Origin of the sequence: Neoroseomonas eburnea (genome assembly GCF_018129005.1) — a bacterium.
In the GTDB taxonomy this organism is placed as follows: domain Bacteria; phylum Pseudomonadota; class Alphaproteobacteria; order Acetobacterales; family Acetobacteraceae; genus Neoroseomonas; species Neoroseomonas eburnea.
In genome coordinates this window covers 81525-107188 of sequence record NZ_JAAEDL010000016.1, presented here as the reverse complement: position 1 = coordinate 107188, position 25664 = coordinate 81525, and the positions used below count along the sequence as shown (strand labels likewise).

22 protein-coding genes are annotated in these 25664 nt (G+C 72.8%); 17 read left to right on the top strand and 5 right to left on the bottom strand.

The window, feature by feature from the left end; genetic code table 11:
* Window positions 1-14: 14 nt before the first annotated feature.
* The 5 genes from GXW74_RS16740 to GXW74_RS16720 are packed head-to-tail and all read left to right on the top strand — an operon-like array spanning window position 15 to window position 4542.
* On the top strand, window positions 15-998 hold the full coding sequence (locus tag GXW74_RS16740; protein ID WP_211847672.1) for a Bug family tripartite tricarboxylate transporter substrate binding protein: 984 nt from the start codon (window positions 15-17) through the stop codon (window positions 996-998).
* Window positions 999-1003: 5 nt separating this feature from the next.
* A complete protein-coding gene (locus tag GXW74_RS16735; RefSeq protein WP_211847671.1) occupies window positions 1004-1861 on the top strand; it encodes an IclR family transcriptional regulator in 858 nt (285 codons plus the stop codon).
* Window positions 1858-2835, top strand: a complete 978-nt coding sequence (locus GXW74_RS16730) for a Bug family tripartite tricarboxylate transporter substrate binding protein (RefSeq protein ID WP_211847670.1) — start codon at window positions 1858-1860, stop codon at window positions 2833-2835. Before GXW74_RS16735 ends, GXW74_RS16730 begins: the two co-directional genes overlap by 4 nt.
* 11 nt (window positions 2836-2846) lie before the next feature.
* Window positions 2847-3740, top strand: a complete 894-nt coding sequence (locus GXW74_RS16725) for an SDR family oxidoreductase (protein WP_211847669.1) — start codon at window positions 2847-2849, stop codon at window positions 3738-3740.
* 4 nt (window positions 3741-3744) lie between these two features.
* Window positions 3745-4542 carry an enoyl-CoA hydratase/isomerase family protein gene (locus GXW74_RS16720; RefSeq protein WP_211847668.1) on the top strand — a complete coding sequence of 266 codons (798 nt, stop codon included), beginning with the start codon at window positions 3745-3747 and terminating at the stop codon, window positions 4540-4542.
* Here the strand turns inward: GXW74_RS16720 and GXW74_RS16715 are convergent.
* A complete protein-coding gene (locus GXW74_RS16715; protein WP_211847667.1) occupies window positions 4508-5731 on the bottom strand; it encodes a CaiB/BaiF CoA transferase family protein in 1224 nt (407 codons plus the stop codon). The genes GXW74_RS16720 and GXW74_RS16715 overlap by 35 nt on opposite strands.
* Before the next feature lie 116 nt (window positions 5732-5847).
* Here GXW74_RS16715 and GXW74_RS16710 point away from each other — a divergent pair, with 116 nt between their 5' ends.
* The 12 genes from GXW74_RS16710 (at window position 5848) to GXW74_RS16655 (ending at window position 20401) form a co-directional block, all read left to right on the top strand.
* Window positions 5848-6831, top strand: a complete 984-nt coding sequence (locus tag GXW74_RS16710; protein ID WP_211847666.1) for a Bug family tripartite tricarboxylate transporter substrate binding protein — start codon at window positions 5848-5850, stop codon at window positions 6829-6831.
* A 106-nt stretch (window positions 6832-6937) separates the two neighbouring features.
* Window positions 6938-7675: a FadR/GntR family transcriptional regulator gene (locus tag GXW74_RS16705; RefSeq protein WP_211847665.1), complete on the top strand. Its 738-nt coding sequence runs from the start codon at window positions 6938-6940 to the stop codon at window positions 7673-7675.
* Window positions 7672-8877 (top strand): CaiB/BaiF CoA transferase family protein, encoded by a 1206-nt coding sequence (locus GXW74_RS16700; protein WP_211847664.1) that lies wholly within the window; start codon window positions 7672-7674, stop codon window positions 8875-8877. The genes GXW74_RS16705 and GXW74_RS16700 overlap by 4 nt, the downstream gene beginning before the upstream one ends.
* Window positions 8878-8882: 5 nt before the next feature.
* Window positions 8883-9278 (top strand): PaaI family thioesterase, encoded by a 396-nt coding sequence (locus GXW74_RS16695; protein WP_211847663.1) that lies wholly within the window; start codon window positions 8883-8885, stop codon window positions 9276-9278.
* 19 nt (window positions 9279-9297) lie between these two features.
* Window positions 9298-10476 (top strand): CaiB/BaiF CoA transferase family protein, encoded by a 1179-nt coding sequence (locus tag GXW74_RS16690; RefSeq protein ID WP_211847662.1) that lies wholly within the window; start codon window positions 9298-9300, stop codon window positions 10474-10476.
* Window positions 10473-11600: an NAD(P)H-dependent flavin oxidoreductase gene (locus GXW74_RS16685; RefSeq protein ID WP_211847661.1), complete on the top strand. Its 1128-nt coding sequence runs from the start codon at window positions 10473-10475 to the stop codon at window positions 11598-11600. Before GXW74_RS16690 ends, GXW74_RS16685 begins: the two co-directional genes overlap by 4 nt.
* A gap of 63 nt (window positions 11601-11663) precedes the next feature.
* A complete protein-coding gene (locus GXW74_RS16680; RefSeq protein ID WP_211847660.1) occupies window positions 11664-12647 on the top strand; it encodes a tripartite tricarboxylate transporter substrate binding protein in 984 nt (327 codons plus the stop codon).
* 37 nt (window positions 12648-12684) lie between these two features.
* On the top strand, window positions 12685-13494 hold the full coding sequence (locus GXW74_RS16675; RefSeq protein ID WP_211847659.1) for an enoyl-CoA hydratase/isomerase family protein: 810 nt from the start codon (window positions 12685-12687) through the stop codon (window positions 13492-13494).
* Window positions 13495-13500: 6 nt separating this feature from the next.
* Window positions 13501-15684, top strand: a complete 2184-nt coding sequence (locus tag GXW74_RS16670) for an acetate--CoA ligase family protein (RefSeq protein ID WP_211847658.1) — start codon at window positions 13501-13503, stop codon at window positions 15682-15684.
* The gene (locus tag GXW74_RS16665) at window positions 15681-17315 is read left to right on the top strand and encodes an AMP-binding protein (RefSeq protein ID WP_211847657.1); all 1635 of its coding nucleotides are present in this window, start codon (window positions 15681-15683) and stop codon (window positions 17313-17315) included. Before GXW74_RS16670 ends, GXW74_RS16665 begins: the two co-directional genes overlap by 4 nt.
* A gap of 90 nt (window positions 17316-17405) precedes the next feature.
* Complete coding sequence (locus GXW74_RS16660) at window positions 17406-18635, top strand: ABC transporter substrate-binding protein (protein ID WP_211847656.1); 1230 nt, start codon at window positions 17406-17408, stop codon at window positions 18633-18635.
* Window positions 18636-18757: 122 nt separating this feature from the next.
* Window positions 18758-20401: a flavin-containing monooxygenase gene (locus tag GXW74_RS16655; protein WP_211847655.1), complete on the top strand. Its 1644-nt coding sequence runs from the start codon at window positions 18758-18760 to the stop codon at window positions 20399-20401.
* A gap of 49 nt (window positions 20402-20450) precedes the next feature.
* On the opposite strand, the gene GXW74_RS16650 is transcribed toward GXW74_RS16655, so the two are convergent.
* The 4 genes from GXW74_RS16650 to GXW74_RS16635 all read right to left on the bottom strand — a co-directional run bounded on the left by GXW74_RS16650 (window position 20451) and on the right by GXW74_RS16635 (window position 25664).
* Window positions 20451-21440 carry a Bug family tripartite tricarboxylate transporter substrate binding protein gene (locus tag GXW74_RS16650; protein WP_211847654.1) on the bottom strand — a complete coding sequence of 330 codons (990 nt, stop codon included), beginning with the start codon at window positions 21438-21440 and terminating at the stop codon, window positions 20451-20453.
* Window positions 21441-21503: 63 nt separating this feature from the next.
* Window positions 21504-22484 carry a Bug family tripartite tricarboxylate transporter substrate binding protein gene (locus GXW74_RS16645; RefSeq protein ID WP_211847653.1) on the bottom strand — a complete coding sequence of 327 codons (981 nt, stop codon included), beginning with the start codon at window positions 22482-22484 and terminating at the stop codon, window positions 21504-21506.
* A 93-nt stretch (window positions 22485-22577) separates the two neighbouring features.
* Window positions 22578-23564, bottom strand: coding sequence for a Bug family tripartite tricarboxylate transporter substrate binding protein (locus GXW74_RS16640; RefSeq protein ID WP_211847652.1), 987 nt, complete (start codon window positions 23562-23564; stop codon window positions 22578-22580).
* Between the two features lie 120 nt (window positions 23565-23684).
* Complete coding sequence (locus GXW74_RS16635) at window positions 23685-25664, bottom strand: acetyl/propionyl/methylcrotonyl-CoA carboxylase subunit alpha (protein WP_211847651.1); 1980 nt, start codon at window positions 25662-25664, stop codon at window positions 23685-23687.

Sequence of the window (25664 nt, the reverse complement as noted above, 5' to 3'; positions counted from 1 at the left end):
CAGGGAGCAACGTGATGAACCGCCGCAACGTGCTGGGATTGCCCCTTGCCATCGGCGCCGCGGGCGGATTGCCCGCGCCGGCCCGGGCGCAGGGCGTCTTTCCCGACCGGCCCATCCGCCTGCTGATCGGCTTCGCCGCCGGGGGGCCGACCGACATCGTCGGCCGGCGCTTCGCCGACCGGCTCGGCGCGGTGCTCGGCCAGCCGGTGGTGGTGGAGAACCGCTCCGGCGCGAGCGGCGCGATCGCCTCGGTCGAGGCGGCGCGCGCGCGGCCGGACGGCTACACGCTGCTGCTCGCCACCTCCTCGAGCCATGCCATCTATGTCAGCCTCGCGGTGCGCCCCGGCTTCGACCCGATGGCCGACTACGCGGCGGTGGCGCTGATCGGCGTGGTGCCGATGGTGATCGGCGCCCATCCCGCCTTCGCCGCCAACCTGCCCGAGGCGCTCGGCAAGATCCGCGCAGCACCCGGGGAGATCGCGCTCGCCACCTCCGGCAATGGCGGCATCGCGCATTTCGCCTCCGAGCTGCTGCTGCACCAGGCGGGCGGGCTGCGCGCCAACCTGGTCCATTACCGCGGCGGCGGCCCGGCCGTGCAGGACGCCATCGCCGGGCATGTGCCGCTGGTGGTCGAGACCTTTGCCACCACGCTCGAGCACCACCGCGCCGGACGGCTGCGCATCCTCGCCGCCTTCGCCGAGCGGCGCTCGGCCGCCGCGCCGGACGTGCCGACCGCGATCGAGCAGGGCTTGCCGGGCATGCTCGCCAACACCTACAATGCCCTGCTCGCGCCCGCGGGCACGCCCGCGCCGGTGGTCGCCCGGCTTGCCGAGGCCACCGCCAAGGTGGCGGCGGAGCCGGAGTTCCAGGCCTTCCTCCGCAGCGTCTCGGTCGAGCCGGCGTCCGCCAGCACGCCAGAGCGCACGGCCGAGTTCATCCGCAGCGAGCGCGCCAAATGGGAACCCATCATCCGCGCCACCGGGCTGAGGATCGAATAGGCAAGGTGCCCGCCGCGCGCCGCCATGGTCCCGCAGCCGCCGAGGAGGCGGGGCCGCCGCGCGCGCTCGGCCGCACGCTCGGCATCTTCGCCGCCGTCGCGGCGGCGCCGGAAGGGCTGCCGCTGGCGGAACTCAGCGCCGCGCTCGGCAGCCCGAAAAGCAGCCTGCTCGCGCTGCTGCGCCCCCTCGCCGAGGACGGCTTCCTGCTTCATGGCGCGGGGCGCTACCGGCTGGGGCCGGAGGCCTTCCGCCTCGCCGCGGCGATGCTGGCGGCGAGGCGGCTCCCCGAGCAGCTCCGCGCCGCGATGGAATGGCTTGCCGAGCGCAGCGGCGAGACGGTGATCCTTACCACTATCGACCGCGAGGCCGGGCTCGTCGTGTATGCCGAATGCATCGACAGCCGCCAGCCGGTCCGCTACGTGGTGCCGCCCGGCTCGACGCGGCCGCTGTACTGCTCGGCGGCGGGCCGCCTGCTGCTCGCCTTCCAGGACGAGGCGTTCCGCGAGCAATACCTCGAAACGACGCCGCTGCGCGCGCTGACGCCGCTGACCGTGACCGACCGGGCGGCGCTGCGGCGCATTCTCGCGCAGACGCGGCGGGACGGCATCAGCGTCACCGTGGGCGAGACCGTGCGCGGGGCGGCCGGCTGCGCCGCGCCCGTCTTCGACGCCGATGGCGGGGTCTCGCGCGCGCTGCTGGTCGGCGCCCCGGCCGACCGCTTCGAGCACGAGATGCCGCGGCTGACCGCGCTGCTGCGCGAGGCGGCGGCGCGCGCCTCGGAGCGCGGCGCCGGCCCGCCCGCCACCCTCATGCCTCACCGGCGCAAGCCGGCCAACCAAGCCAAGGGAGCAAGAGCGTCGTGACCCATCGCCGCAGCCTGCTGCTCGCCGCCGTGGGCAGCCTCGCCGCGCCCGGCCTGCGCGCCCAGGGCGCCGAATGGCCCTCGCGCACCGTGCGCGTCATCGTCGGCTTCCCGCCCGGCGGCTCGGTGGACGTGCTCACGCGCATCCTCGCCGAACGGATGCAGGCACGCACCGGGCAGATGTGGGTGGTGGAGAACCGGCCCGGGGCGGGCGGCAACATCAGCGCCGAGGCGCTCGCGCGCTCGGCGCCGGACGGGCACACCATCGCGATGCTGCCGATCAGCATCTACGCCATCAACCGCTTCCTCTATGCCCGGCTGCCTTTCGACCCGGACCGCGACCTCGTGCCGGCGAGCCTGGTGTGGGATTTCCCCAACGTCGCCGTGGTGCCGGAGCAGCATGTGCCGGCGCGCGACATCGCCTCATTCGTCGCCTGGGCGAAGGCGCGGCCCGGCGGCATTTCCTACGGCTCCTCGGGGGTCGGCACGACGATCCACCTGTCGGGGGCGCTGTTCGCCGCGCGCAACGGGATCGAGGCCACCCATGTGCCCTTCCGCGGCGCCGCCCAGACCATCCCGGCGATGCTCTCGGGCGACATCCACTTCGCCATCGACGGGCTCGCCTCCTACATGCCGGTGATCCAGGAGGGCAAGGTGCGCGCGCTCGCCATCACCGCCGACCAGCGCTGGCCCACCCCGCCCGAGGTGCCGACCATGGCCGAGGCCGGCGTCGCGGATTTCGTGGTCATGCCCTGGAGCACTTGGAGCTTCCCGGCCGGCACGCCGCCGCGCATCGTCGCGCGCCTGGCCGAGCTGGTGCGCGAGCTGACGGCGGGCCCCGAGATGGCGCGCCGGGCGATCGAGGTGGGGGCGTGCTGGCGCGCCAGCACGCCGGAGGAAACGCGCGCCTTCATCCAGAGCGAATTGCCGCGCTGGCAGGAGATGGTCCGCATCTCGGGCGCCAGGGTCGAATGAGGAGCATGGGCATGGAGAGTTCCGCCACACCGAAGCGTTATGGTTTCGACGACGCGGAGCTGCTGGCGCAGCCGACGGTCTTTCGGCCGGGGCTGTTCGCCGGGCAGACGGTGCTGGTCTCCGGCGCCGGCAGCGGGCTTGGCAAGGCGGTCGCGACGCTGTTCGCGCGGCTCGGTGCGCGGCTGGCGATCTGCGGGCGCAATCCGGAGCGGCTGGAGGCGGCGGCGGGACTGCTGCGCGGCCTCGGCGCCGAGGTGATCGCGGTGCCGATGAGCATCCGCGACCCCGCGCAGGTGCAGGCGCTGATCGAACTCGTCTGGGCCGAGGCGGGCGGGCTCGACCTGCTGGTGAACAACGCCGGCGGGCAGTTCCCGCAGGCCGCGCTCGACTACACGGTCAAGGGCTGGAACGCGGTCATCGACACCAACCTCAACGGCACCTGGTACATGATGCAGGCGGCCGCGCGCGCCTGGGTGGCCGCCAGGCGGCCCGGCGCCATCGTCAACATCGTCGCCGACATCTGGCGCGGCATGCCCGGCATCGCCCATACCTGCGCGGCGCGCGCGGGCGTGGTCTATGTCTCGAAGAGCGTCGCGGTGGAATGGGCGCCGCACCGCATCCGGGTGAACTGCGTCGCGCCGGGCTGCGTCGAGACCTCCGCCTTCAACCTCTATCCGCCGGAAGGGGCGGCGAGCTTCTACGAATCCAACCCGATGCTGCGCGCCGGCGACGCGCAGGACATTGCCGAGGCGTGCTGCTACCTCGCCGCGCCATCGGGCAAGTTCGTCACCGGCGAGGTGGTCACGGTGGATGGCGGGCAGCAGCTCTGGGGCGACCCCTGGCCGATCGGCCGGCCCGACTATTTCAGGATCCCGCAGGGCGCCGCCCCGGCGCCGAAGGAGTGAGAGCGTGGACGACAAGGACCCGATACTGTTCGATCTGGATGCGGAGAGCGGGGTGGCGACGCTCACCCTCAACCGCCCGGACCGCTTCAACGCCTTCAACCGGCCGATGCTGCTGCGCTGGCGCGAATGCCTCGACCGCGTCGAGCGCGACGGCGCCATCCGCGCCCTGGTGGTGACCGGGGCCGGCCGCGCCTTCTGCGCCGGCGGCGAGATGGACGAGCTGGAATCCTTCCTCGATGCCTCCTCCGAGGATCGCAAGGGCTTCCTGTGGGACAGCGTCCACCCGATCGCGCTGACCCTCGAGCGCATCGACCGCCCGGTGATCGCCGCGCTCAACGGCACGGCGCGCGGCGCCGGGCTCGACATGGCGCTGATGTGCGACATCAGGATCGCCGACCGCGGCGTGCTGCTGGCCGAGAGCTACATCGCCATGGGGCTGATGCCGGGCGATGGCGGCAGCTGGTTCCTGCCGCGCCTGGTCGGCGTGCCGAAGGCGCTGGAACTGCTGTGGACCGGCGATGCCATCGCCGCCGAGGAGGCGGAGCGCATCGGCCTCGTCAACCGCGCCGTGGCCGACGGGCAGGCGCTGGCAGAGGCGCGCGCGCTCGCCGCGCGCATCGCCCGCCAGCCCGCCGCCGCCATCCGCTTCACCAAGCGCGCGGTGCAGCAGGGGATGCGGATGGACCTGCGCGCGCATCTCGACATGGTGTCCTCGCACATGGCGGTGCTCGAGGACATGCCCGACTTCGCCGAGCGGGTGCGCGCCTTCAAGGCGCGCCGGCAGGCGCCGCGAGGCGGGTGACGCCGGCCTCGGCGAGGGCGGCGATCTCCTCCTCGGCGTAGCCGAGCTCGGCGAGCAGCTCCGCGCTGTGCTCGCCGAGCCGCGGCGCGTGGCGGCGGATCGCCGGCGGCGTCGCGCTCCAGTTGGCGGCGGGCGGGCGCATGGCGCGGACGCGCCCCTCGCTCGGGTGGTCGGTCCAGCGGAACATGCCGACCTGCGCGAGGTGCGGATCATCGAGCAGCGTCTCGAGCGTGTTGAGCGGCGTCGCCGGGATGTCGGCGCGCTCGAAGGCGGCCAGCCAGTCGGCGGTGCTGCGGTGGCGCAGCTCCTCCTCGAGCATGGCGTGGATCTCGCGCGCATGGATGGTGCGGCTGGTCAGGCTGGCGAAGCGCGGGTCGCGCTCCATCACCTCGGGCCGGCCGACCAGTTCGAAGAAGCTGCGCCAGTGGCGGTCGGTATAGACCATGGCGCAGACATAGCCGTCGGTCGTCGCGTAGGGGTGGCGCTCGGGCGCGAGGGAACGCGGATAGCCCGGGTGGCCGACCGGCGGGTCATAGGCGAGACCGCCCATGTGGTCGCCGAGCACGAGCTGGGTGACGGTCTCGAACATCGGCACCTCGATCGCCTGGCCTTCGCCGGTGCGGCCGCGATGCACCAGGGCGCCGAGCGCTGCATTGGCGACGGTGGCGCCGACATGGCGGTCCATGATGGCGAGCGGGATGTAGCGCGGCACGCCGTCCCCCGCCAGGGCGATCAGCGAGGGGACCGAGGCGATGCCCTGGATCAGGTCGTCGAAGGCCGGGCGCGCGGCATAGGGGCCGTCCTGGCCGAAGCCGACGGCGGCGACGTAGATGAGGCGCGGATTGACCGCGCGCACCGCCTCGGCGCCGAGGCCGAGCCGCGCCATCGCCGCGGGGCGGATGTTGGTGATCAGCACGTCGGCGTGCCCGGTGAGGCGCAGCAGCGCCTGCCGTCCTTCCGCCCGCTTGAGGTCGAGCACGAGGCTGCGCTTGTTGCGGTTGGCGTTGAGGAAGAGCGGCCCCATGCCGGGATTGCGCATCGGCCCGATGCCGCGCACGGAATCGCCTTCGGGCGGCTCGACCTTGATGACGTCGGCGCCCATGTCGCCAAGGATCTGCGCGGCGACGGGCCCCATCAGAACAGAGGAGAGATCGAGCACGCGAATACCGTCAAGCGCCGCAGTGGCCATGGAGTCTTCCTTCCCCTGATGCAGGCCGGCGGCGACGCTGGACGCGCGCGCGCCGGCTTCCGTAGTGTGCAGGCACGGTGCGCGACGCGCCAGCCAATGTGGAGAGGAAACCTGCCATGCATCCTTCACGACGCGCGGTCCTACTGTCCATGCCCGGCCTTGCGGGCGCGCGCACCGGCGCTGCTCAGACAGAAGCCGCCTATCCCTTGCGCGTGGTGCGCGTCGTCATTCCTTCGGCGCCCGGGGGGCTGACCGACGGCTTCGTGCGGCTGATCGGAGACGCCATGCAGCAGGCCTGGGGGCAGCCCTTCGTGATGGACCACAGGCCGGGCGCGGGCGGCATCGTAGGCACCGAGCATGTCGCGCGCGCGGCGCCGGACGGGCACACGCTGCTGATGGGCAATATCGGCCCGCTGGGCATCAATCCCGGCCTCTATCCGCGCCTGCCCTACGACGTCGCGCGCGACCTCGCGCCGATCTCGCTGGTCGCCGTCTATCCGAACGTGCTGGTGGTCCACCCTGCGGTCCCGGCGCGCAACGTCGCCGAGCTGGTGGCGCTGGCCAAGGCGCGGCCCGGCGCGCTGCGCTTCGCCTCGGCGGGGATCGGGCAGTCGCAGCATCTTTCGGGCGAGATGTTCAACGTGACCGCCGGCGTGCAGATGACTCATGTGCCCTATCGTGGCACCGGTCCGGCGCTGTCGGACGTGATGGGCGGCCATGTCGAGATGATGTTCAGCAACCTGCCGCCGGCGGTGGAGGCGATCCGCGCGGGGCGGTTGCGCGCCCTCGGCGTCACCGGCACCGCGCGCAGCGCGGTGCTGCCCGAGGTGCCGACCATCGCCGAGGCCGGCGTGCCCGGCTACGAGGTGTTCTCCTGGATCGCGCTGGTCGGGCCCGCCGGCCTGCCGGGCGAGATCGTCGGCAGGCTGCACACCGAGACCGCGCGGGTGGCCCGGACCGAGGAGGCGCGCCGCTACTACCTCTCCCTCGGCGCCGAGCCGCGCACGGATCTGAGCTCGGAACAGGCCGGCGCCTACATGCAGCGCGAGCGCGACCGCTGGGCGGAGCTGATCCGCCGCGCCGACATCCGCCCGGAATAGCCTCCGCCGCGCCCCTTGCCGCATGCCGGGCCGCGTGCGATCCTGATTGCTCCAATGATTGACTGCGGCGCCCATGCCGGCGCCGCAGCGTGATGGGTGGACGTCGATGCTGCTGACCGAAGTCAAGACGCAGCGCGCCTTCGAGGCGATATCGAGCCAGATCACCGAGCGGATCCGCCGCGGCGACCTGCGCGCCGGCGACCGCCTGCCGAATGAGCGCGAACTCGCCGACGCCTTCGCGGTCAGCCGCCATGCGGTGCGCGAGGCGCTGCGCGCGATGGAATCGGTCGGGCTGCTGCATCTGCGTAAGGGGGCGACCGGCGGCGCCTTCGTCTCCGGAGGCCGGCCCGAGGCGGTGGCCGAGGCGCTGCGCGGCATGTTCTACGTGGGCGGCATCTCGCTTGCGGAACTGACCGAGGCGCGGCTCGAGATCGAGACGGTCGTGCTGCGCCTCGTCTGCGACCGGCTCGACGAGGCCGGGCTCGCGCTGCTCGAGGACAACGTCGCCGCCGCCGAGTGCGCCACCGAGGCGGGCGACAACGCCGCCAAGGTGGCGCTGAACATCCGCTTCCACGAATTGCTCGCCACCCTGACCGGCAACACGGTGCTGGTGGTGGTGATGAAGGCGCTGCTCGACATCCTGCGCGAATTCGCCCAGCGCGTCGGGCCGGTGACGGAGATGGACGTCATCGCCTCCCGCCGGCGGCTGCTGCGCCACCTGCGCGCCGGGCGGCGCGACAGCGCGGTGGCCGAGCTGGTCCGCAGCCTGCGCGCGGTGCATCGCCACTACCTTGGCGCGCTGAAGGGGCGCGGGGCCGCCGCGCCGGGGATGCCGGGGCGATGAGCGCGCCCGCCGCCGCGACCGGCCCCCTGGCGGGGATGCGGATCCTCGACCTCAGCACGCTGATCGTCGGGCCCTATGCGACGCAGATCCTCGGCGACTACGGCGCCGACATCATCAAGGTCGAGGCGCCGGACGGCGACATCATGCGGAACTCCGGGCCGGCGCGCGGGGCGGGGATGGGGCACATGTTCCTCCATGCCAACCGCAACAAGCGCTCGGTGGTGCTCGACCTCAAGCGGGAGGAAGGGCGGCAGGCGGTGCTCGCGCTCGCGCGCGGGGCGGATGCGCTGATCTACAACCTGCGGCCGGCGGCGATGGACAGGCTCGGGCTCGGGCACGACGCGGTGGCCGCGGTCAATCCCGGCATCGTCTATGCGGGCGCCTTCGGCTTCAGCCAGCGCGGCCCCTATGCCGACCGGCCGGCCTATGACGACCTGATCCAGGGCATGGCGGGCATCGCCTCGCTGTCGGCGATCGCCGCGGGGGAACCGCGCTACGCGCCGCTGGTGCTGGCCGACCGGGTGGTGGCGCTGCAACTGGCCAATGCGGTGCTCGGCGCGCTGCTGCATCGCGCACGCACCGGGCGCGGCCAGCGGGTGGACGTGCCGATGTTCGAGGGGCTGCTTGAACTCGTGCTGGGGGAGCATCTCGCCGGCCTTGCCTTCCGCCCGCCGGAGGGGCCCTTCGGCCATGCCCGCAGCCTGTCGCGGGAGCGGCGGCCCTTCCGCACCGCCGACGGCCATGTCTGCCTGCTGCTCTACAACGACGCGCAGTGGCGCCGCTTCCTCGGCTGCATCGGCCGGTCCGAGCTGATGGAGGATGCGCGCTTCGCCACCTATGCCAAGCGGATGCGGCATGTGGACGTGGTCTATGGCTTCCTCGCCGAGACGCTGGCCGCGCGCTCGACCGAGGAATGGCTGGCGCTGCTGGCCGAGGCCGACGTGCCGGTGGCGCGCATGGCCGCCATCCCCGACCTGCTCGAGGACGAGCACCTGCGCGCGATCGGCTATTTCCGCGAGATGGAGCATCCGAGCGAGGGCGCCATCCTCGGCCTCGCGGTGCCGTCGGAATGGTCGGATTCGCCGCCCTCCATCCGCCGCCACGCGCCGCTTCTCGGCGAACATACCGAGGAAGTGCTGCGCGAGGCCGGGCTCGATGCCGCGGCGATCGCCCGGCTTTGCAAACCCACCGAGAAGATCTGAGGGTCATGGACCGCGACACGCTCGCCGAACGCATCGTCAGGGCGCCCTTCCACCGGTGGCTCGGCCTCGAGGTCGCGAAGGCGGACGCCAGCGGCGTCGAGCTCGTCATGCCCTGGCGCGAGGAGATCGTCAGCCGCGCCGACCCGCCCATCATGCATGGCGGGGTGGTGGCGGCGCTGATCGACACCGCCGGGCTCTATGCCGTGCTCGCGGCGGGCGGCAGCGCCCTCGGCACCGCCTACATGCATGTGGACTACCATCGCCCGGTGGTCAGCGGCACGGTGCGGGTGCGCGCGCGCGCGCTCAAGCTCGGGCGCCGCATCTCGGTGGCCGAGGCGATGGTCTATGGCGAGGGGCCGGAGCCGCTGGCCAGCGGCCGCGGCGGCTATTTCCCGCCATGAACGGCGGACGGAAGGACGCATGACGACGATGATGGGACTTGCCGGCACGCTGGCGGGCATCCGGGTACTCGATCTCAGCCAGGGCATCGCGGGGCCGCATTGCGGCTGCCTGCTCGGTGACCTCGGCGCCGATGTGGTGAAGGTCGAGCCGCCGGAGGGCGACTGGGGCCGGCGCCTCGGCGCCGCGCCGGGGGAGGTCGGGCCCACCTTCCACAGCTTCAACCGCGGCAAGCGCAGCGTCGTGCTCGACCTGCGGCAGGAGAGCGGGCGCGAGGCGGCGCGCGCCCTCGCCGCGCGCGCCGAGGTGGTGATCGAGAGCAACCGCCCCGGCGTGGCGCGGCGGCTCGGCCTCGACCATGCCACGCTGTCGGCCGGGCGGCCGGAGCTGATCTACGTGGCGGTGAGCGGCTTCGGCCAGGACGGCCCCTATGCCGAGCGGCCGGCGACCGATTCCATCGTGCAGGCCTTCACCGGGCTGCCGCACGGCGCCAGCACCACCGGCGAGCCGCTGCGGATCCGCTTCGGCATCGTCGATGTCGGCGCCGGCGTCTATGCCAGCCAGGCGGTGCTGGCGGCGCTGCTGCTGCGCGCCCGCACCGGGCAGGGCGGGTTGCTCGACATCAACCTCGCCCATGTCTCCGCCGCGCTGCAGGCCTACAAGCTGGCCGAGGCGGCCGGACCCGCGGGCAGCGAGCCGCGCGAGCTGGTCGCGGGCATCGGCACCTATGCCACCGCCGATGGCCACCTGGTGGTGGCCGGCGTGCAGGAGCGGCATTTCGGCATCGTGCTCGACGTCGTCGGCCGCGCCGACCTGCGGAGCGATCCGCGCTTCGCCGAGCCCGGGGCGCGGCTGGCCAACCAGGCGGCGCTGCGCGGCCTGATCGCCGAGGCGATCCGCCGCAGGCCCACTGCCCACTGGGTGGCGGCGATGGGCGCGGCCGGGCTGCCCTGCCAGGAGTTGCTGACCTATGGCCGCTTCCGCGAGGACCCGCATGTGCGCGCGGTGAACCTTGTGGAAGATGTCGCCTATGAGGGGCAATGGCCCCTGCCATCCGTGCGCTGCCCGGGCCTTCCGCAGGCGGAGTTCACGGCCCGCCGCGCCCCCGCGCTCGGCGAGCATACGCGCGAGATACTGGCCGAGGCGGGGCTCGGCCATCTGTCCGACGGCCCAACGCAGCACCAAGAGGTCATTCGATGACGGCGAAACTCAAGGAACAGCTCGGCTACGACGCGCCGATCTTCGCCTTCAACCATTGCCGCGATGTGGTCGTGGAATGTACCCGCGCCGGCGGCTTCGGGGTGCTGGGCAGCAGCCTGTTCTCGCCCGAGGAGCTCGACCAGGAGCTGAACTGGATCGACCGGCATGTCGGCGACCGCAGCTATGGCGTCGATATCCTGATGACCTCCAACTACGACGAATCGACGCAGAAGGTGGCCGGGCCGCTTGCCGATTCGCTGCCCGAGGCGCAGCTGCGCTTCGTCGATGAGGTCCTGGCGCGCGAGGGCGTGCCCCCGCTGCCCGAGGAGATCGAGCGCGAGCGCCGCGCCTCCATGGCCGCCCGCGAGCGCTACATCACCCGCGAGGGCGTGCGCGCCCTGGTCGATGTGGTCTGGCGCCATCCCAAGGTGAAGCTGCTGGTCAGCGCGCTTGGCGTGCCGCCGGCGGACATCATCGCCAAGACGCATGAGCGGGGCATGCTGGTGGGCGGCGTCTGCGGCGCGCCCGGGCACGCCGAGCGGCAATGCGCGGCGGGCGTGGACGTGCTGGTCGCGCAGGGCAGCGAGGCGGGCGGGCATACCGGCACGATCTCGACCATGGTGCTGGTGCCGCAGGTGGTGGATGTGGCGAAGGGCCGCGCCGCGGTGCTCGCCGCCGGCGGCATCGCCCGCGGCAGCCAGATGGCGGCGGCGATGGCGCTCGGCGCGGATGGGGTGTGGTGCGGCTCGGTCTGGCTGGTGACGCGGGAGAGCGACCTGCTGCCCAACCAGAAGGCGGTGCTGCTGAACTGCCGCAGCCAGGACACCATCCAGAGCCGCAGCATGACCGGCAAGCCGGTGCGGATGAACCGAAGCCGCTACACCGACGCCTGGTCGGCCGCTGGCGCTCCGGCGACGCTGGCGCCGCCGATGCAGAAGGTGCTCTACGAATACGCCCGCAGCCGCATCGACCGCGCCCAGCGCGACGACCTCTATTCCTACCCGGTCGGCCAGGTGATCGGCATGGTGCGGGAGGAGACCACGGTGCGCGAGGTGATGCTGCGGATGCAGAACGAGTATCTCGAGACCTTGGAGCGCATGGGGCGGCAGACGGAATCAGCCTGACGCCGGCCGGCCGGCGCATGGCGCGCCTGCCGCCGGACATCGGGACAGGTGGGAGGAACGAGAATGACCATCAACAGGCGCGCCCTGATCGCGGGCGCTGGCGCGGCGATCGCCCCGGCATGGGCGCCGGCGGCCCTTGCCCAGGCCTATCCGGCGCGTCCGGTGCGCCTGATCGCGCCGATCCTGCCGGGCGGGGTGACCGATATCCTCGCACGGTTGTTCGCGCGGCGGCTGACCGAGCGCATGGGCCAGCCGGTGGTGGTCGAGAACAGGCCCGGCGCCGGGCTGATCATCGGCATGGAGCATGTCGCGCGCTCGGCGCCGGACGGCTACACCATCATCATCGCCAGCCAGGGCGCGATGGCGGTGAATGCCTCGCTCTTCGCCCGCCTGCCCTACGACACGCTGCGCGACTTCGCGCCGATCACCCAGGTGGTCGAGTTCCCGGTGATGCTGGTGGTCAAGCCGGACTTCCCGGCCGCCGACATCAACGCCTTCCTGGCGATGGCGCGGGCGCAGCCCGGCGCGCTGACCTTCGGGTCGGCCGGCATCGGCACCATCTCCCATCTCGGGATGGAACTGCTGAAGGCGCGGGCCAATGTCGATCTTACCCATGTGCCCTTCAACGGCGAGGCGCCGCCGCTGCAGGAGGTGATCGCCGGGCGCGTCTCGGCCCTGCTCGCGACCTTCGCCGTCGGCATGCCGGCGGTGCGCGGCGGGCAGGTGCGCGCGATCGGCATCGCCTCGCGCCGGCGCTCGGCGCTGGCGCCGGACATCCCGACCCTGGCCGAGACCGGCCTCGCGGATTTCTCCGTCACCGGCTGGTTCGGCATGCTGGCGCCCGCGGGCACGCCCCCGGCGGTGGTGGAGCGGCTGCATCGCGAGTTCATCGCCGTCCTGGACGAGCCGCAGAGCCGCGAGCGGCTGCTCGCCCTCGGCGTCGAGCCGCAGGGATCGGAATCGCCCGCCGCCTTCGGCCGCTTCATCGCCGAGGAGACCGCCCGCTGGGGGGAGGTGGTGACGCGCGCCGGCATCCGTGCCGGCTGAAACCCGCCCCCGCCCCGCCACAGCAGGAGACGACGAGATGAATGCAGCCGAAGCCACCCCGACCCTGGTGCGGACCGAGCGGCGCGGCGGGGTGATGGTCATCACCCTCGACGACCCGCCGACGCGCAATTCCCTGACCAACCCGCTGCGCGCGCAGCTCGGCGCGGCGGTGGCCGAGGCCGAGGCCGACCGCGCGGTGCGCGCGGTGCTGGTCAACGCCACCGGCCCGACCTTCTGCGCCGGCGGCAACCTCGAAGCCATCCGCGACGACAGCGCGCCATGGAACGTGCACCAGCGCTTCCGCCGCTTCACCCAATGGCTGTTCCCGCTGATCTGGCTCGACCGCCCGGTGGTGATGGCGGTGCAGGGCCAGGCGGTGGGCGGCGGCCTCGGCCTCGCGCTGACCGGCGACCTGCTGGTGGCCGGCGAGAGCGCGGTGTTCATGGCCGGCTTCTTCCGCCTCGGCGTCATCCCCGACATCGGGGTGATGTATCACCTGCCGCGGCTGATCGGCATGGCGCGCGCCAAGCGCTTCCTGTTCGAGAACGCCACCATGACGGCGCGCGAGGCGCGTGAGATCGGCCTCGTCGCCCATGTCGTGCCCGACGCGCAATTGCAGGAGGAGGCTTTCGCCCGCGCCGAGCGCCTGGCCGCCGGGCCGACCGCGGCGATGGGCCTCGGCAAGCAGTTCATGGCCCGCAGCTTCGAGACCAGCATGATCGACATGTTCGGCTATGAGGGGCTCGGCCAGATCCTCGCCATGACGCATCCCGAGTTCCGCGAGGGCATCGGCGCGATGATCGAGAAGCGCAAGCCCGATTTCCCCGGCGCGGCAGAGGGGGGCTGAGGCAGGATGGACGACACCGCCGCGGGCTACGTGCCCGGCCCCCGCGCGCTGTTCGGCCAGGCCGAGCTGCGCCGGATGATGCACCCGCGCTCCGTCGCCGTGGTCGGCGCCTCGGAGACCGCAGGCTCCTTCGGGCGGCGCACCATCGAGAATCTCGACATCGGTTTCCCGGGCCGCATCCTGCCGGTCAACCCGCGCTACCGGGAGATGTTCGGCCGGCCCTGCTACGCCTCGCTCGAGGACCTGCCCGAGCCGCCGGACTGCGTCATCCTCACCGTCCCGCGCGAGCATGTCGAGCCGCTGGTCGAGCGCGCCGCGGCGATCGGCGCCGGCGGCGTGATGCTCTACAGCTCGGGCTATGCCGAGGTCGGGCGGCCGGAGCGCGTCGCCGCGCAGCGCCGCCTCGCCGAGATCGCCGCGCGCACCGGCCTGCGTATCCTCGGTCCCAATTGCGCCGGCATCGCCAACCTGACGCTGCCGGCCGGCCTGACCTTCATGCCGAAATTCTTCGAGATGCGGCGGGTCTGCGGCCCGGTCGGGCTGGTCTCGCAGAGCGGCGCGCTCGGCTATGTCGTGCTGCAGGCGATGGAGCGCGGCATCGGCTTCTCGCACTACCTCACCGCCGGCAATTCCTGCGACGTCGATGTCTGCGACCTGGTGAACTACCTGGTCGAGGAGGAGCGGACCCGGGTCATCGCCTGCATGCTCGAAGGCGTGCGCGACGGGGCGCGGCTGCTCGGCGCGGCTGAGGCCGCGCTGCGGGCGGGCAAGCCGCTGGTGGTCTATAAGCTCGGCGGCAGCGAGATCAGCCGGCAGACCGCGATGTCGCACACCGGCACGCTGGTCGGCGCCGACGAGGCCTATCGGGCCGCGCTGCGCCGCGCCGGGGCGGTGATCGTGGACCACTGGGAGGAGGTGCTGGAGACCGCCAACCTCTTCGCCCGCGCCGGCAGGCCCCGCTGCCCGGGCGTTGGGGTCATGGCGCCCTCGGGCGGCGCGGCGGTGATGGCGGCGGACGAGGCCGAGCGCGTCGGCCTGCCGCTGCCGCCGCCGCAGCCGCAGACCTCCGCGCGGCTCGAGGCGGTGATCCCGGAATTCGGATCGAGCGCCAACCCGAGCGACATCACCGCGGAATCGGTGAAGGACGTGACGATGTACGGCACCTGCATCCGCGCCTTCGCCGAGGACCCCGGCTATGGTGCGGTGGTGGTGCCGATGATGTCGGTGCACCTGCCCGGCGCGGTGGAGCGCGCGCACTACATGGCGAAGCTGGCGCCGGAACTGCCGGTGCCGCTGTGCGTGGTGTGGCTGAACGAGTGGCTGCAGGGGCCGGGCAGCGAGATCTACGATGGCTGCGAGGATCTGCCGACCTTCCGGACCATGGCCCGTTGCATCGCGGCGCTGGCGCGCTGGAACGCCTATCACGCGGGGCGGGCGGAATTGCTGCGCGACGACGCGCCGGCGGCGGCCGCGCCCGGCGCCGCGGCGGCCGCCCGCGCGGTGTTGGCCGCCGCCCCGCCGGGGCGGACCCTGGGCGAGCGCCTGTCGAAGGAAGTGCTCGCGGCCTACGGCATCCCGGTGACGCGCGAGGTGCTGGCGCGCGATGTCGAGGCGGCGGTCGCCGCGGCGCGCGAGATCGGCTTCCCGGTCGCGCTCAAGGCCGATTCGCCCGACATCCCGCACAAGACCGAGGCCGGCGTGATCCGCCTCGGCATCGGCGACGAGGCGGCGCTGAGGGCCGCCCATGCGGCGATCCTGGCGGCGGCGGCGCGCGTGCCGGGGGCGCGGGTCGAGGGCGTGCTGGTGCAGCAGATGGCGCGGCCGGGGGCGGAGATGATGGTCGGCGCGCGGCTTGACGCGCAGTTCGGCCCGCTGATCACCTGCGGCTTCGGCGGCGTGGCGGTGGAGGTGACGCGCGACGTCGCCACCGCCCTCGCCCCGGTCGGCGCGCGCGAGGCGCGGGCGATGATCGCCTCGCTGCGCGGCTACCGGCTGCTGACCGGCTACCGCAACCTGCCCGCCGCCGACATCGGCGCGCTGGCGGAAATCGTCGGGCGGCTGTCGCTGCTCGCCCGCGACCTCGCCGGGGAGATCGAGGAGATCGACGTGAACCCTGTCATCCTCGGCCCCGGCGGGGCGCTGGCGGTGGACGCGCTGGTGGTGCGCCGCGCCGCAGCGGGCGCGCCATGATCGGCGCCGCGCTGCCCGACGAGGCCACCGCGCGGGGCTGGCGCGAGGCCGGCTGGTGGGCGGGGGTCACCATCCTCGACGCGCTGGCCGAGGCGGTGCGCCGCAGCCCGGGCAAGACCGCCGTGGTCGCCCCCGGCGGGGTGAGCATGACCTATGCCGAGCTCGACGCCGAGGCGGCGCGCCTCGCCGCGGGGCTGGCGGCGCTGGGGGTGGGGCCGGGCGACGTGGTCGCGCTGCAGCTGCCCAATTGCGCCGAGTTCGTCTGCCTGCACCTCGCCATCAGCCGGCTGGGCGCGGTGACCAACCCGCTGCTGCCGAACTACCGGGCGAAGGAGCTGGACTACATCCTGCGCCATGGCGGGGCGAAGGTGGCGGTGATCCCGGCACGGCACCGCGGCTTCGACTATCCGCCGATGTATGCCGCGCTGGCGGCCGGCCTGCCGGGGCTGCGCGCGGTCGTGGTGATGGGCGGCGAGGCGCCGGGCATGGTCGGCTTCGCCGATCTGCGCGCCGGGGCGGCGGCCCCGCCCCCGGCGCGGGTGGACAGCGGCGAGATCACCGCGCTGATCTTCACCTCTGGCACCGAATCCACGCCCAAGGGCGTGATGCACAGCCACGACACGACGATGTACGCCACCCGCACCATGGCGCGGGTGGTCGGGCTCGGCGCCGATGACGTGGTCTGGATGCCCTCGCCGATCGCGCATGGCAACGGCTTCCTGTGGGGCATGCGCCAGGCGCTGACCATCGGCGGCACGCTGGTGCTGCAGGACGCCTGGGACCCGGAGGAGGCGCTGCGCCTGATCGAGACGCATCGCGGCACCTTCACCCTCTGCGCCACGCCCTTCGCGGCGATGCTGGTCGAGCAGCCCTCGGCGGCCAGCCGCGACCTTGCCTGCTTCCGCATCTTCGCCACCGCCGGGGCGCCGATCCCGCGCCACCTCGGGCCGCTGGCGCGAGAGCGCATCGGCTGCACGCTGATCGGCATGTGGGGCATGACCGAATGCTTCGTCGGCACCGCCTCCCCCCCCGATGACCCGGATGAGCGGCTGTGGGGCACCGATGGGCGGGCGATGCCAGGCACCGAGGTCGCCATCTTCGACGAGGACCGCCAGCGCATCCTGCCGCCGGGCGAGGTGGGGGAACTGGCGACCCGCGGCCCGCATGTCGCGCTCGGCTACCTCAACGACCCCGAGCGGACGCGCCAGACCTTCACCCCCGGCGGCTGGCTGTTCACCGGCGACCTCGCGACGCTCGACGCGGCGGGCTGCATCCGCATCGCCGGGCGGCGCAAGGACATCATCAACCGCGGCGGGCTGAAGGTCAGCGCCAGCGAGGTGGAGGAACTGCTGCTGCTGCACCCTGCGGTGCGCGAGGTGGCGGTGGTCGGCGTGCCCGATGCCCGGCTCGGGGAGAAGGGCTGCGCCTTCGTGGTGCCGCGCGGCGATGCCGCGCCCGACCTCGCGGAGCTGGTACGCCACCTGGAGGCGCGCGGGGTGGCAAGATACAAGCTGCCCGAGTATATGAGGCTGGTTCCGGAACTGCCGATGACGCCGAGCGGCAAGGTGCAGAAGTTCGTGCTGCGCGAGAGTTTCACGCGCGAGCATGGGCAGGCGGGCGGATCGGGGTGATCCCCGCTGGGCGCCGCGCAACAGGCGCGAGGCGGAGGCGCGGGACCGGCGCGGAAAGACCGCAACCAGAGGAACGGACAGGAACCACCCATGACCATTGACCGGCGCAGCCTTCTCAAGACCGCGGCGGCGGCCAGCACCGCGGGCGCCCTGCCGTGGCGCAGCGCCAAGGCGCAGGCGGCGAACACCATCAAGCTCGGCCTCATCATCGACATGTCGGGCACTTATCGCGACATCACCGGGCCGACCTCGGTCGCCGCCACGCGGCTCGCCATCCAGGAATTCGCCGGCCGCGGCATCAATGTCGAGCTGGTCTTCGGCGACCACCAGAACAAGCCCGATGTCGGCGTGGCCATGGCGCGGCAGTGGCTGGACCGCGACGGCGTGGACGCGCTGATCGATGTCGGCACCTCCTCGGTGGCGCTGGCTGTCAACGAGGTCTGCCGCGAGCGCAACAAGGTCCATCTCAACAGCTCGGCGGCGACCACCGACCTCACCGGGGCGCGCTGCTCGCCCAACACCGTGCACTGGACCTACGATACCTGGATGCTCGCCAATTCCACCGGCGGGGCCATGGTGCGCGCGGGCGGCGACAGTTGGTTCTTCATCACCGCCGACTACACCTTTGGCCATACGCTGGAGCAGCAGACCGGCGGCTTCGTGCGCGGCGCCGGCGGACGCGTCGTCGGTTCGGTCCGCACGCCCTTCCCCGGCACCACGGATTTCTCCTCCTTCCTGGTGCAGGCGCAGGCCTCGCGCGCCAAGGTGATCGGGCTGGCGAACGCCGGCGCGGACACGATCAACTGCATCAAGCAGGCGGCCGAGTTCGGCATCACCCGCCGCGGCACCAAGCTCGCCTCGCTGCTGATGTTCATCTCCGATGTCCATGCGCTCGGCCTGCAGGCGGCGCAGGGCCTGGTGCTGACCGAGACCTACTACTGGGATCTCAACGACCGCACGCGCCGCTTCGCCGAGAAGGTGCGCGCGATCACCCCCGCCAACCTCCCCGGCATGGGTCATGCGGGCTGCTATTCCGCCGCGACCCACTACCTCAAGGCGGTGTCCGACATGGGCGTGGCGGCGGCCAAGGCGAGCGGCGCGGCGGCGGTGGCGCGGATGAAGGCGATGCCGACCGACGACGACTGCTTCGGCCCGGGCTCGATCCGCGCCGACGGGCGGAAGCTGCACCCGGCCTATCTGTTCGAGGTGAAGAAGCCGGAGGAAAGCCGCGGCGCCTGGGACTACTACAAGCTGCTGCAGACCACCGCGGCGGACCAGGCGTTCCGGCCGCTGGCCGAGGGCGGCTGCACGCTGGCCTAGCCCGCCGGCCGGGAGAATCGCGGCGCGGCGGCCGACAGCCCCGGCCGCCGCGCCGCAAGCCCCCGGGACGGGCACGCCCCCGGGGCAGGCACTGAGAGCGGAAACAAGAAGGACTGACTGCCATGAATCACATTGCGCCCGGTTCAGGCGCCGGAACGCCGGCCCATGGCGGCGATTTCGACGCCATCGTCGTCGGCGCCGGCTTCTCGGGGATGTATCTGCTGCACCGCCTGCGCGACCAGCTCGGGCTGTCGGTGCGCGTGCTGGAGGCCGCGGACGGCGTCGGCGGCACCTGGCACTGGAACCGCTACCCCGGCGCGCGCTGCGATTCCGAGAGCCATTCCTACTGCTACTACTTCTCGAAGGATCTGCTCGAGGAATGGGAGTGGTCGGAACGCTATCCCACCCAGCCCGAGATCCTGCGCTACCTCAACCACGTCGCCGACCGTTTCGACCTGCGGCGCGACATCGCGCTCAACACCCGCGTCGGCTCGGCCCGCTTCGACGAGGCGGCGAACCTGTGGCAGGTGACGACCGCCGAGGGCCGGACGCTCAGCGCGCCCTTCCTCGTCACCGCCGTCGGCTGCCTGTCCGCCGCCAATGTGCCGAAGATCCCGGGCCTCGAGGATTTCGCCGGCCAATGGTACCACACCGGCGAATGGCCGCAGGAAGGCGTGGACTTCACCGGCAAGCGCGTGGGCCAGATCGGCACCGGCTCCACCGGCATCCAGGCGGTGCCCGTGATCGCCGAGACGGCGGGGCATCTGTGGGTGTTCCAGCGCACCGCCAACTACAGCGTGCCCGCCCACAACGCCCCGCTGTCGCCCGAGACCAAGCGCTGGATCCGCGAGCACCGCGACGAGATCCATCGCGTGATGACCAGCAACACCAACGGTCATCCCTTCAACATCGAGGACCGCTCGGCGCTCGAGGTGAGCGAGGAGGAGCGCCAGCGCCTCTATGAGCAGGCCTGGGCCAAGGGCGGGCTGCAGTTCCGCGCCACCTTCCGCGACCTGCTGACGGACAAGGCGGCGAACGACACCGCCTCGGAGTTCCTGCGCGCCAAGATCCGCTCGATCGTGAAGGACCCGAGGACGGCGGCCATTCTGTCGAACATCGACCACCCCTATGCGACCAAGCGCCCGCCGATCGACAGCGGCTACTTCGAGGCCTTCAACCGCGACAACGTCACCCTGGTCGATCTGCGCGCCGCGCCGATCGAACGCATCACGCCGCGCGGCATCAAGACGAAGGATGCCGAATATCCGCTCGACATCATCGTCTTCGCCACCGGCTTCGACGCGCTGACCGGGCCGCTGCTGCGGATCGACATCCGCGGCCGCGACGGCCGGTCCCTGCGCGATGCCTGGAAGGCCGGGCCGGTCAACTATCTCGGCCTGCAGGTGCCGGGCTTCCCCAACATGTTCACCATGACCGGGCCGGGCAGCCCCTCGGTGCTGTGCAACATGCCGGTGGCGATCGAGCAGCACGCCAACTGGATCGCCGATTGCATCGCGGGGATGCGCGCGAAGGGGCTGAGGCGGATCGAGGCGCGGCCCGAGGCGGCGGAGAGATGGGTGCGCGACGTGAACGCCGCGGCCGAATCGACGCTGCTCCCCGAGGCCGGCAGTTCCTGGTATCTCGGCGCCAACGTGCCGGGCAAGCCGCGCGTCTTCATGCCCTATGCGGGCGGCATGGCGCATTACCGCGCGATCTGCGACGAGGTCGCGCGCAAGGACTACGAGGGCTTCGCCCTCTCCGCTTGATGGCCGGCCGGGCGGCGGGCGCGTGCTGCCCGCCGCCCGCGCCCGCGCGTCAGGTCGGCTCCATCCCGGCCTTGGCCATCAGTTCCCGGTTCACCGCCAGTTCGCGGCGGATTCGCTCGATCAGCGGCGCCTCGCCGATCTCGGGCGGCGCCATGCCCTGGGTGGCCATGAAGGCCCGCACCGCCGGATCGGCGAAATGCTCCGTCAGGGCGCCGCGGATGCGCTCGATGATCGGCGCCGGGGTGCGCGCCGGGGCCTCCACCGAATACCAGGTGGTCGAGATGAAGCCGGGGAAGCCCTTCTCGATGAAGGTCGGCACATCGGGCAGTTGCGTGGCCCGCGACGCTGTGGGCACCGCCAGGGGGCGCAGCCGCCCGGCCTCGAGATGTCCCTTGCAGGCGCTGAGCAGGGCGAACATGCAGTCGGTGCGCCCGGCGATGGTGTCGGTCATCGCCGGCGGCGAGCCCGCATAGGGAACGTGCAGCATCTCGATGCCGGCGCGGTTGTTGAGGTCGAGCATCGCCATGTGCGCCGTGGTGCCGACGCCCCAGGTGGCATAGGAGATCGCCTCGGGCCGCGCGCGCGCCGCCGCCAGCAATTCCTCAAGGCTGTTCCAGCGCGGATTGGCAACCAGCAGATAGAGGCTGTCGCAGACCTGGGTGATGTGCGTGAAGTCGGTGATCGGGTCGTAGCCCGGGTTGCGCAGCGCCAGCGGCGTCAGCGTGAAGGTCGAGATGGTGCCGAGCAGCAGCGTCAGCCCGTCCGGCCGCGCCCGGGCGACATGGCGCGCCCCGATCGAGGTCGAGGCGCCGGGCTTGTGGTCCATGATGAAACTGCCGCCCAGGCGCGATTGCAGCCCGTCGGTCACGATGCGCCCGATCACGTCGGAGGCGCCACCCGCCGCATAGGGCACCACCAGCGCGACCGACTGCCCCGCTGGATAGGGCGCCTGCGCCCGGGCAGCCGGGGCGGCAAGGCTTGCCGCCCCGGCTGCCGCCAGCGCGCCGCGGCGCGTGATGTTCATCTGTCGCATGGTCATCCTCTCCCTTCCTCAGGCGGTCGCTCGGGGCCCCGGCGGCCCGCTCAGCGGTGCCCCCGCGGCTCATGACGGCTCGACACCCGAGCGGGCCATCAGCTCCCGGTGCAGGGCCAGTTCGCGCCGGATGCGGGCCAGCAGCGGCCCCTCGCCGATCTCCGGCGGCAGCATCCCCTGGGTCGCCATGAAGGCCTGCACCGCGGGATCGGCGAAGTGCTCGGCGAGCGCGTCGCGGATGCGCGCCGCGATCGGCGCCGGCATGCCCGGCGGCCCCTGCACCGAATACCAGACCGTCGAGACGAAATCCGGAAAGCCCTTCTCGATGAAGGTCGGCACGTCGGGCAGCTGCGGCGGCCGCGTCGCGGTGGGCACGGCAAGGCCGCGCAGCCGCCCGGCCTCCATGTGCCCCTTGCAGGCGGCCAGCAGCGCCGGCAGGCAGTCGGTGCGCCCGGCGATGGTGTCGGTGATCGCCGGCGGCGAGCCGGCATAGGGGACGTGCAGCATCCGCACGCTCGCGCGCCGGCACAGATCCTCCATCCACAGATGCGACGTGGTGCCGACCCCCCAGGTCGCGTAGGAGATCGATTCCGGCCGCGCCCGCGCCGCGTCGAGCAGCGCCTCGAGGCTCGGCCAGCGCGGATTGGCCGCGAGCAGGAACAGGCTCTCGCAGGCCTGGGTGATGTGGGTGAAGTCGTTGATCGGGTCATAGCCCGGGTTCCGCATCGTCAGCGGCGTCAGCGTGAAGGTCGAGACGCTGCCGAGGAACAGCGTGGTGCCGTCCGGCCGGGCGCGCGCGACATGGCGCGCGGCGATCGAGGTCGAGCCGCCGGGCCTGTGCTCGAGGAAGAAGGTGCCGCCGAGGCGCGTCTGCAGCCCCTGGGTGACGATCCGCCCGATGACGTCCGAGGCGCCGCCCGGCGCCAGCGCCACCACCAGGGCGACGGACTGGCCGGCGGGGTAGGGCGCCTGCGCGCGCACCGACGGGGCGGCGAGGCTCGCGCCGGTGGCGAGAACCGCGCGGCGGCGGGTGAGGGTCCCAATTGCCATGAACGCTTCCTCCCTTGCTTGCGGCGCGAGAGCGCCAAACCCCGTGACGCCGGCGCGGGACGGACAGCGCCATCCCCCCCCGCGCCGCCGGCCTCAGCCCTGGCGGGCGGCGATGCGGGCGAGGATCGGCCGCCAGCGCTCCGCCTCGACCTGCATGAACGCGCTGAATTCGGCCGGCGTGCTGCCGGCGAGGAACTGCGCCTCGTCGGTCAGGCGCCGCTCGATCCTCTGGTCCCGCAGCGCCTCCACCGTGGCGCCGTGCAGGCGCTCGATGACCGGCTGCGGCGTGCGCGCCGGCGCCACCAGGCCGAACCAGCTCTGCGCCACCAGGCCCGCCGTCACCTCGCCGAAGGTCGGGATTTCCGGCGTCGTGGGCACCCGCCGCTCGCTGGTCCAGCCGAGCAGCCGCCCCTGCCGGTTGCGATAGACCGGCAGCGCGGTGCTGCCGGCGACCACCATCAGGTCGAGGTTGCGCGCGAGGAAGTCGTTGAGCTGCCCGGCATCGCCGCGATAGGTCACGTCCTGCATCTGCAGGCCGAGCCGTTCGAGCACCATCAGCATCGCCATGTTGGTCAGCGTGGTCGGGCCGTTGGTGCCATAGGTGATCTGCCCCGGCCGCGCCCGCGCCGCCGCCACCATGGCGGCGATGTCGGCCGGCCCGTCATTCTGGGCGATGATCGCGAAGGGGAAGGTCGAGATGAGCGAGATCGGCGCGAAATCCGCCACCGCATAGGGCAGGTTCGGCGTGATCGCGGGATTGATGGTCAGCGTGGTGCCGGCACCCATCAGCAGCGTCTGGCCGTCCGGCCTGGCGCGGGCGACCGATTCGGCGCCGATCACGGTATTGCCGCCTGGACGGTTCTCGACCAGCACGGTCTGGCCGAGCAACTGGCCCATGCGCTCGGCCAGCAGCCTCGTGACGACATCGGTGCTGCCGCCGGCGGCGAAGGGCACGACGATGGTGACCGGCCGCGGCGCGCCGCCCTGCTGGGCCAGCGCCGGGCGGCACAGGCCCGGGCTCGCTGCCAGGCCGCCCATGCCGGTGGCAAGCCGTCGGCGCGTAAGGGAAATTGAATCCATTTGCCTTCTCCCCATCCCTTAGTTCTTCGTTTCTTCGGCGCGGGTCCGGCCGTGCCGCCATCGGCCGGCCCCGCGTACCAACATCGCGCGCCCGGCGGTCGACGGCCAGCGCGCAGCAAGCTAGGCGCCGGCCGGGGCCGCGAGCTCCAGCCGCGCGAGCAACTGCCGCGGCCGCACCTGCTCGCCCTCCGCAACGCGCAACTCCACGACCTTGCCGGCCGCCGCGGCGGTTATCGCGAGATGCATCTTCATCGCCTCAAGCACCAGCAGCGGCGCGCCCTTGTCCACCTGCTCGCCCGCTGTGACCTTCACGGCGACGACGCGCCCGCTCATCGGCGCGAGCACCTCGCCGCCCGCCGCCCCGTCCTGGAGGCGCGCATCGGAGAGCGGCGCCGGCTCGAAGCGCAGCACCCGGCCGCCGAGGTCGAGCAGCAGCGCCTCGCCGTCGAAGGCATGGCGGGCCGTCGCCTGCAGGGGGCCGAGGCGGAAGCGCAGCCGGTCGCCCTCGCGCGCCAGCAGCGCCACCGCCAGTGCCGGCGCGTCATCGGCCGGCGGGGTGGCACCATCGCCCAGGCTGACCGCGAGATGGCCCTCGGCGCGCGCGATGCGGGCATGGCGCAGCGTCTCGCCATGCCGCAGCCGCAGCGGGCGGCGCATCCGCCCGGCGCTCCACCAGCCCTGTCCGGCGCCCTCGCGCTCTTCCAGCAGCACCGCCGCCAGCGCCCAGGCCGCGTCGTCCGGGGCAGCCGCCGGCGGCATGGCGAGGCGATGGTCCACCCAGTCGGTGGTCGCCCCCCCGGCGAAGACCGGGTCGCGCAGGATGCTGAGCAGGAAGTCGCGGTTGGTGATCGGCCCCAGTAGCGCCAGTTCCTCGAGCGCGCGCACCAGCCGCCGCCGCGCCTCCTCCCGGTCGCGGCCATGGGCGATGATCTTGGCGAGCATCGGGTCGTAGAAGGCTGTCACCTCCTGCCCGGGCAGGATACCGGCATCCACGCGCAGCCCCGGCCCCGCGGGCGGATCGAAGACCAGCACCCGGCCGGTCTGCGGCAGGAAGCCCTGGCGCGGATCCTCGGCATAGAGCCGCGCCTCGATGGCGTGGCCGCGCAGCGCCACCTCCTGCTGCCCGAGCGGTAGCGGCGCGCCGGCGGCGACCTCGATCTGCAGCGCCACGAGGTCGAGGCCGGTGACGCATTCGGTGACCGGGTGCTCGACCTGCAGCCGCGTGTTCATCTCGAGGAACCAGAAGGCGCCCTCGGCGTCGAGCAGGAACTCCACCGTGCCGGCCCCGACATAGCCCACCGCGCGGGCGAGGCGCACCGCCGCCTCGCCCATCGCCGCGCGCAGCGCCGGGTCCACCGCCGGGGAGGGCGCCTCCTCGATGATCTTCTGGTGGCGCCGCTGCACCGAGCAGTCGCGCTCGCCCAGATGCAGGCAGTTGCCGTGGGTGTCGGCGAAGACCTGCACCTCGACATGGCGGCCCGAGAGCACGGCGCGCTCGAGGATCAGCTCGCCGTCGCCGAAGGCGGATTGCGCCTCGGCCGCGGCGAGGGTGAGGGCGGGGGCGAGGTCGGCCTCGCGCTCGACGAAGCGCAGCCCGCGCCCGCCGCCGCCCGCCGCCGCCTTGACCATCAGCGGCAGGCCGAGGCCGCGCGCGACCGCGAGGATGCCTGCCTGGTCGAGGTCGCGGCATTCGAGCCCGGGCAGGCAGGGCACGCCCGCCGCCGCCGCCCGTTCCTTGGCCTCGCGCTTGTTGCCCATGGCCCGGATCGCGGCCGGCGGCGGGCCGATGAAGGTCAGCCCTGCGGCGATGCAGGCGGCGGCGAATTCCGCGTTCTCGGCCAGGAAGCCGTAGCCCGGATGCAGCGCGTCGGCGCCGGTCAGCGCCGCCGCGTCGAGCAGCCGCGGCACCGAGAGGTAGGATTCGCCCACCGGGGCCGGGCCGATCTCCACCGCCTCGTCGGCCAGGGCGACATGCGGCGCGCCGGCATCGGCGGCGCTGTGCACCGCCACCGTGCGATAGCCCAGCGCGCGCGCGCTGCGGATGATGCGCGCGGCGATCTCGCCGCGATTGGCCACCAGGATCTTGGAGAAACCCGCCAC

What these genes read in the sequence shown, in the direction of transcription:
- GXW74_RS16740 (WP_211847672.1), top strand. Translation starts at nt 15, where the DNA reads ATGAACCGCCGCAACGTGCTGGGATTGCCCCTTGCCATCGGCGCCGCG.
- GXW74_RS16725 (WP_211847669.1), top strand. Translation starts at nt 2,847, where the DNA reads ATGGAGAGTTCCGCCACACCGAAGCGTTATGGTTTCGACGACGCGGAG.
- GXW74_RS16715 (WP_211847667.1), bottom strand. Translation starts at nt 5,731, where the DNA reads ATGGCCACTGCGGCGCTTGACGGTATTCGCGTGCTCGATCTCTCCTCT.
- GXW74_RS16710 (WP_211847666.1), top strand. Translation starts at nt 5,848, where the DNA reads ATGCATCCTTCACGACGCGCGGTCCTACTGTCCATGCCCGGCCTTGCG.
- GXW74_RS16705 (WP_211847665.1), top strand. Translation starts at nt 6,938, where the DNA reads ATGCTGCTGACCGAAGTCAAGACGCAGCGCGCCTTCGAGGCGATATCG.
- GXW74_RS16700 (WP_211847664.1), top strand. Translation starts at nt 7,672, where the DNA reads ATGAGCGCGCCCGCCGCCGCGACCGGCCCCCTGGCGGGGATGCGGATC.
- GXW74_RS16695 (WP_211847663.1), top strand. Translation starts at nt 8,883, where the DNA reads ATGGACCGCGACACGCTCGCCGAACGCATCGTCAGGGCGCCCTTCCAC.
- GXW74_RS16690 (WP_211847662.1), top strand. Translation starts at nt 9,298, where the DNA reads ATGACGACGATGATGGGACTTGCCGGCACGCTGGCGGGCATCCGGGTA.
- GXW74_RS16685 (WP_211847661.1), top strand. Translation starts at nt 10,473, where the DNA reads ATGACGGCGAAACTCAAGGAACAGCTCGGCTACGACGCGCCGATCTTC.
- GXW74_RS16680 (WP_211847660.1), top strand. Translation starts at nt 11,664, where the DNA reads ATGACCATCAACAGGCGCGCCCTGATCGCGGGCGCTGGCGCGGCGATC.
- GXW74_RS16675 (WP_211847659.1), top strand. Translation starts at nt 12,685, where the DNA reads ATGAATGCAGCCGAAGCCACCCCGACCCTGGTGCGGACCGAGCGGCGC.
- GXW74_RS16670 (WP_211847658.1), top strand. Translation starts at nt 13,501, where the DNA reads ATGGACGACACCGCCGCGGGCTACGTGCCCGGCCCCCGCGCGCTGTTC.
- GXW74_RS16665 (WP_211847657.1), top strand. Translation starts at nt 15,681, where the DNA reads ATGATCGGCGCCGCGCTGCCCGACGAGGCCACCGCGCGGGGCTGGCGC.
- GXW74_RS16660 (WP_211847656.1), top strand. Translation starts at nt 17,406, where the DNA reads ATGACCATTGACCGGCGCAGCCTTCTCAAGACCGCGGCGGCGGCCAGC.
- GXW74_RS16655 (WP_211847655.1), top strand. Translation starts at nt 18,758, where the DNA reads ATGAATCACATTGCGCCCGGTTCAGGCGCCGGAACGCCGGCCCATGGC.
- GXW74_RS16650 (WP_211847654.1), bottom strand. Translation starts at nt 21,440, where the DNA reads ATGACCATGCGACAGATGAACATCACGCGCCGCGGCGCGCTGGCGGCA.
- GXW74_RS16645 (WP_211847653.1), bottom strand. Translation starts at nt 22,484, where the DNA reads ATGGCAATTGGGACCCTCACCCGCCGCCGCGCGGTTCTCGCCACCGGC.
- GXW74_RS16640 (WP_211847652.1), bottom strand. Translation starts at nt 23,564, where the DNA reads ATGGATTCAATTTCCCTTACGCGCCGACGGCTTGCCACCGGCATGGGC.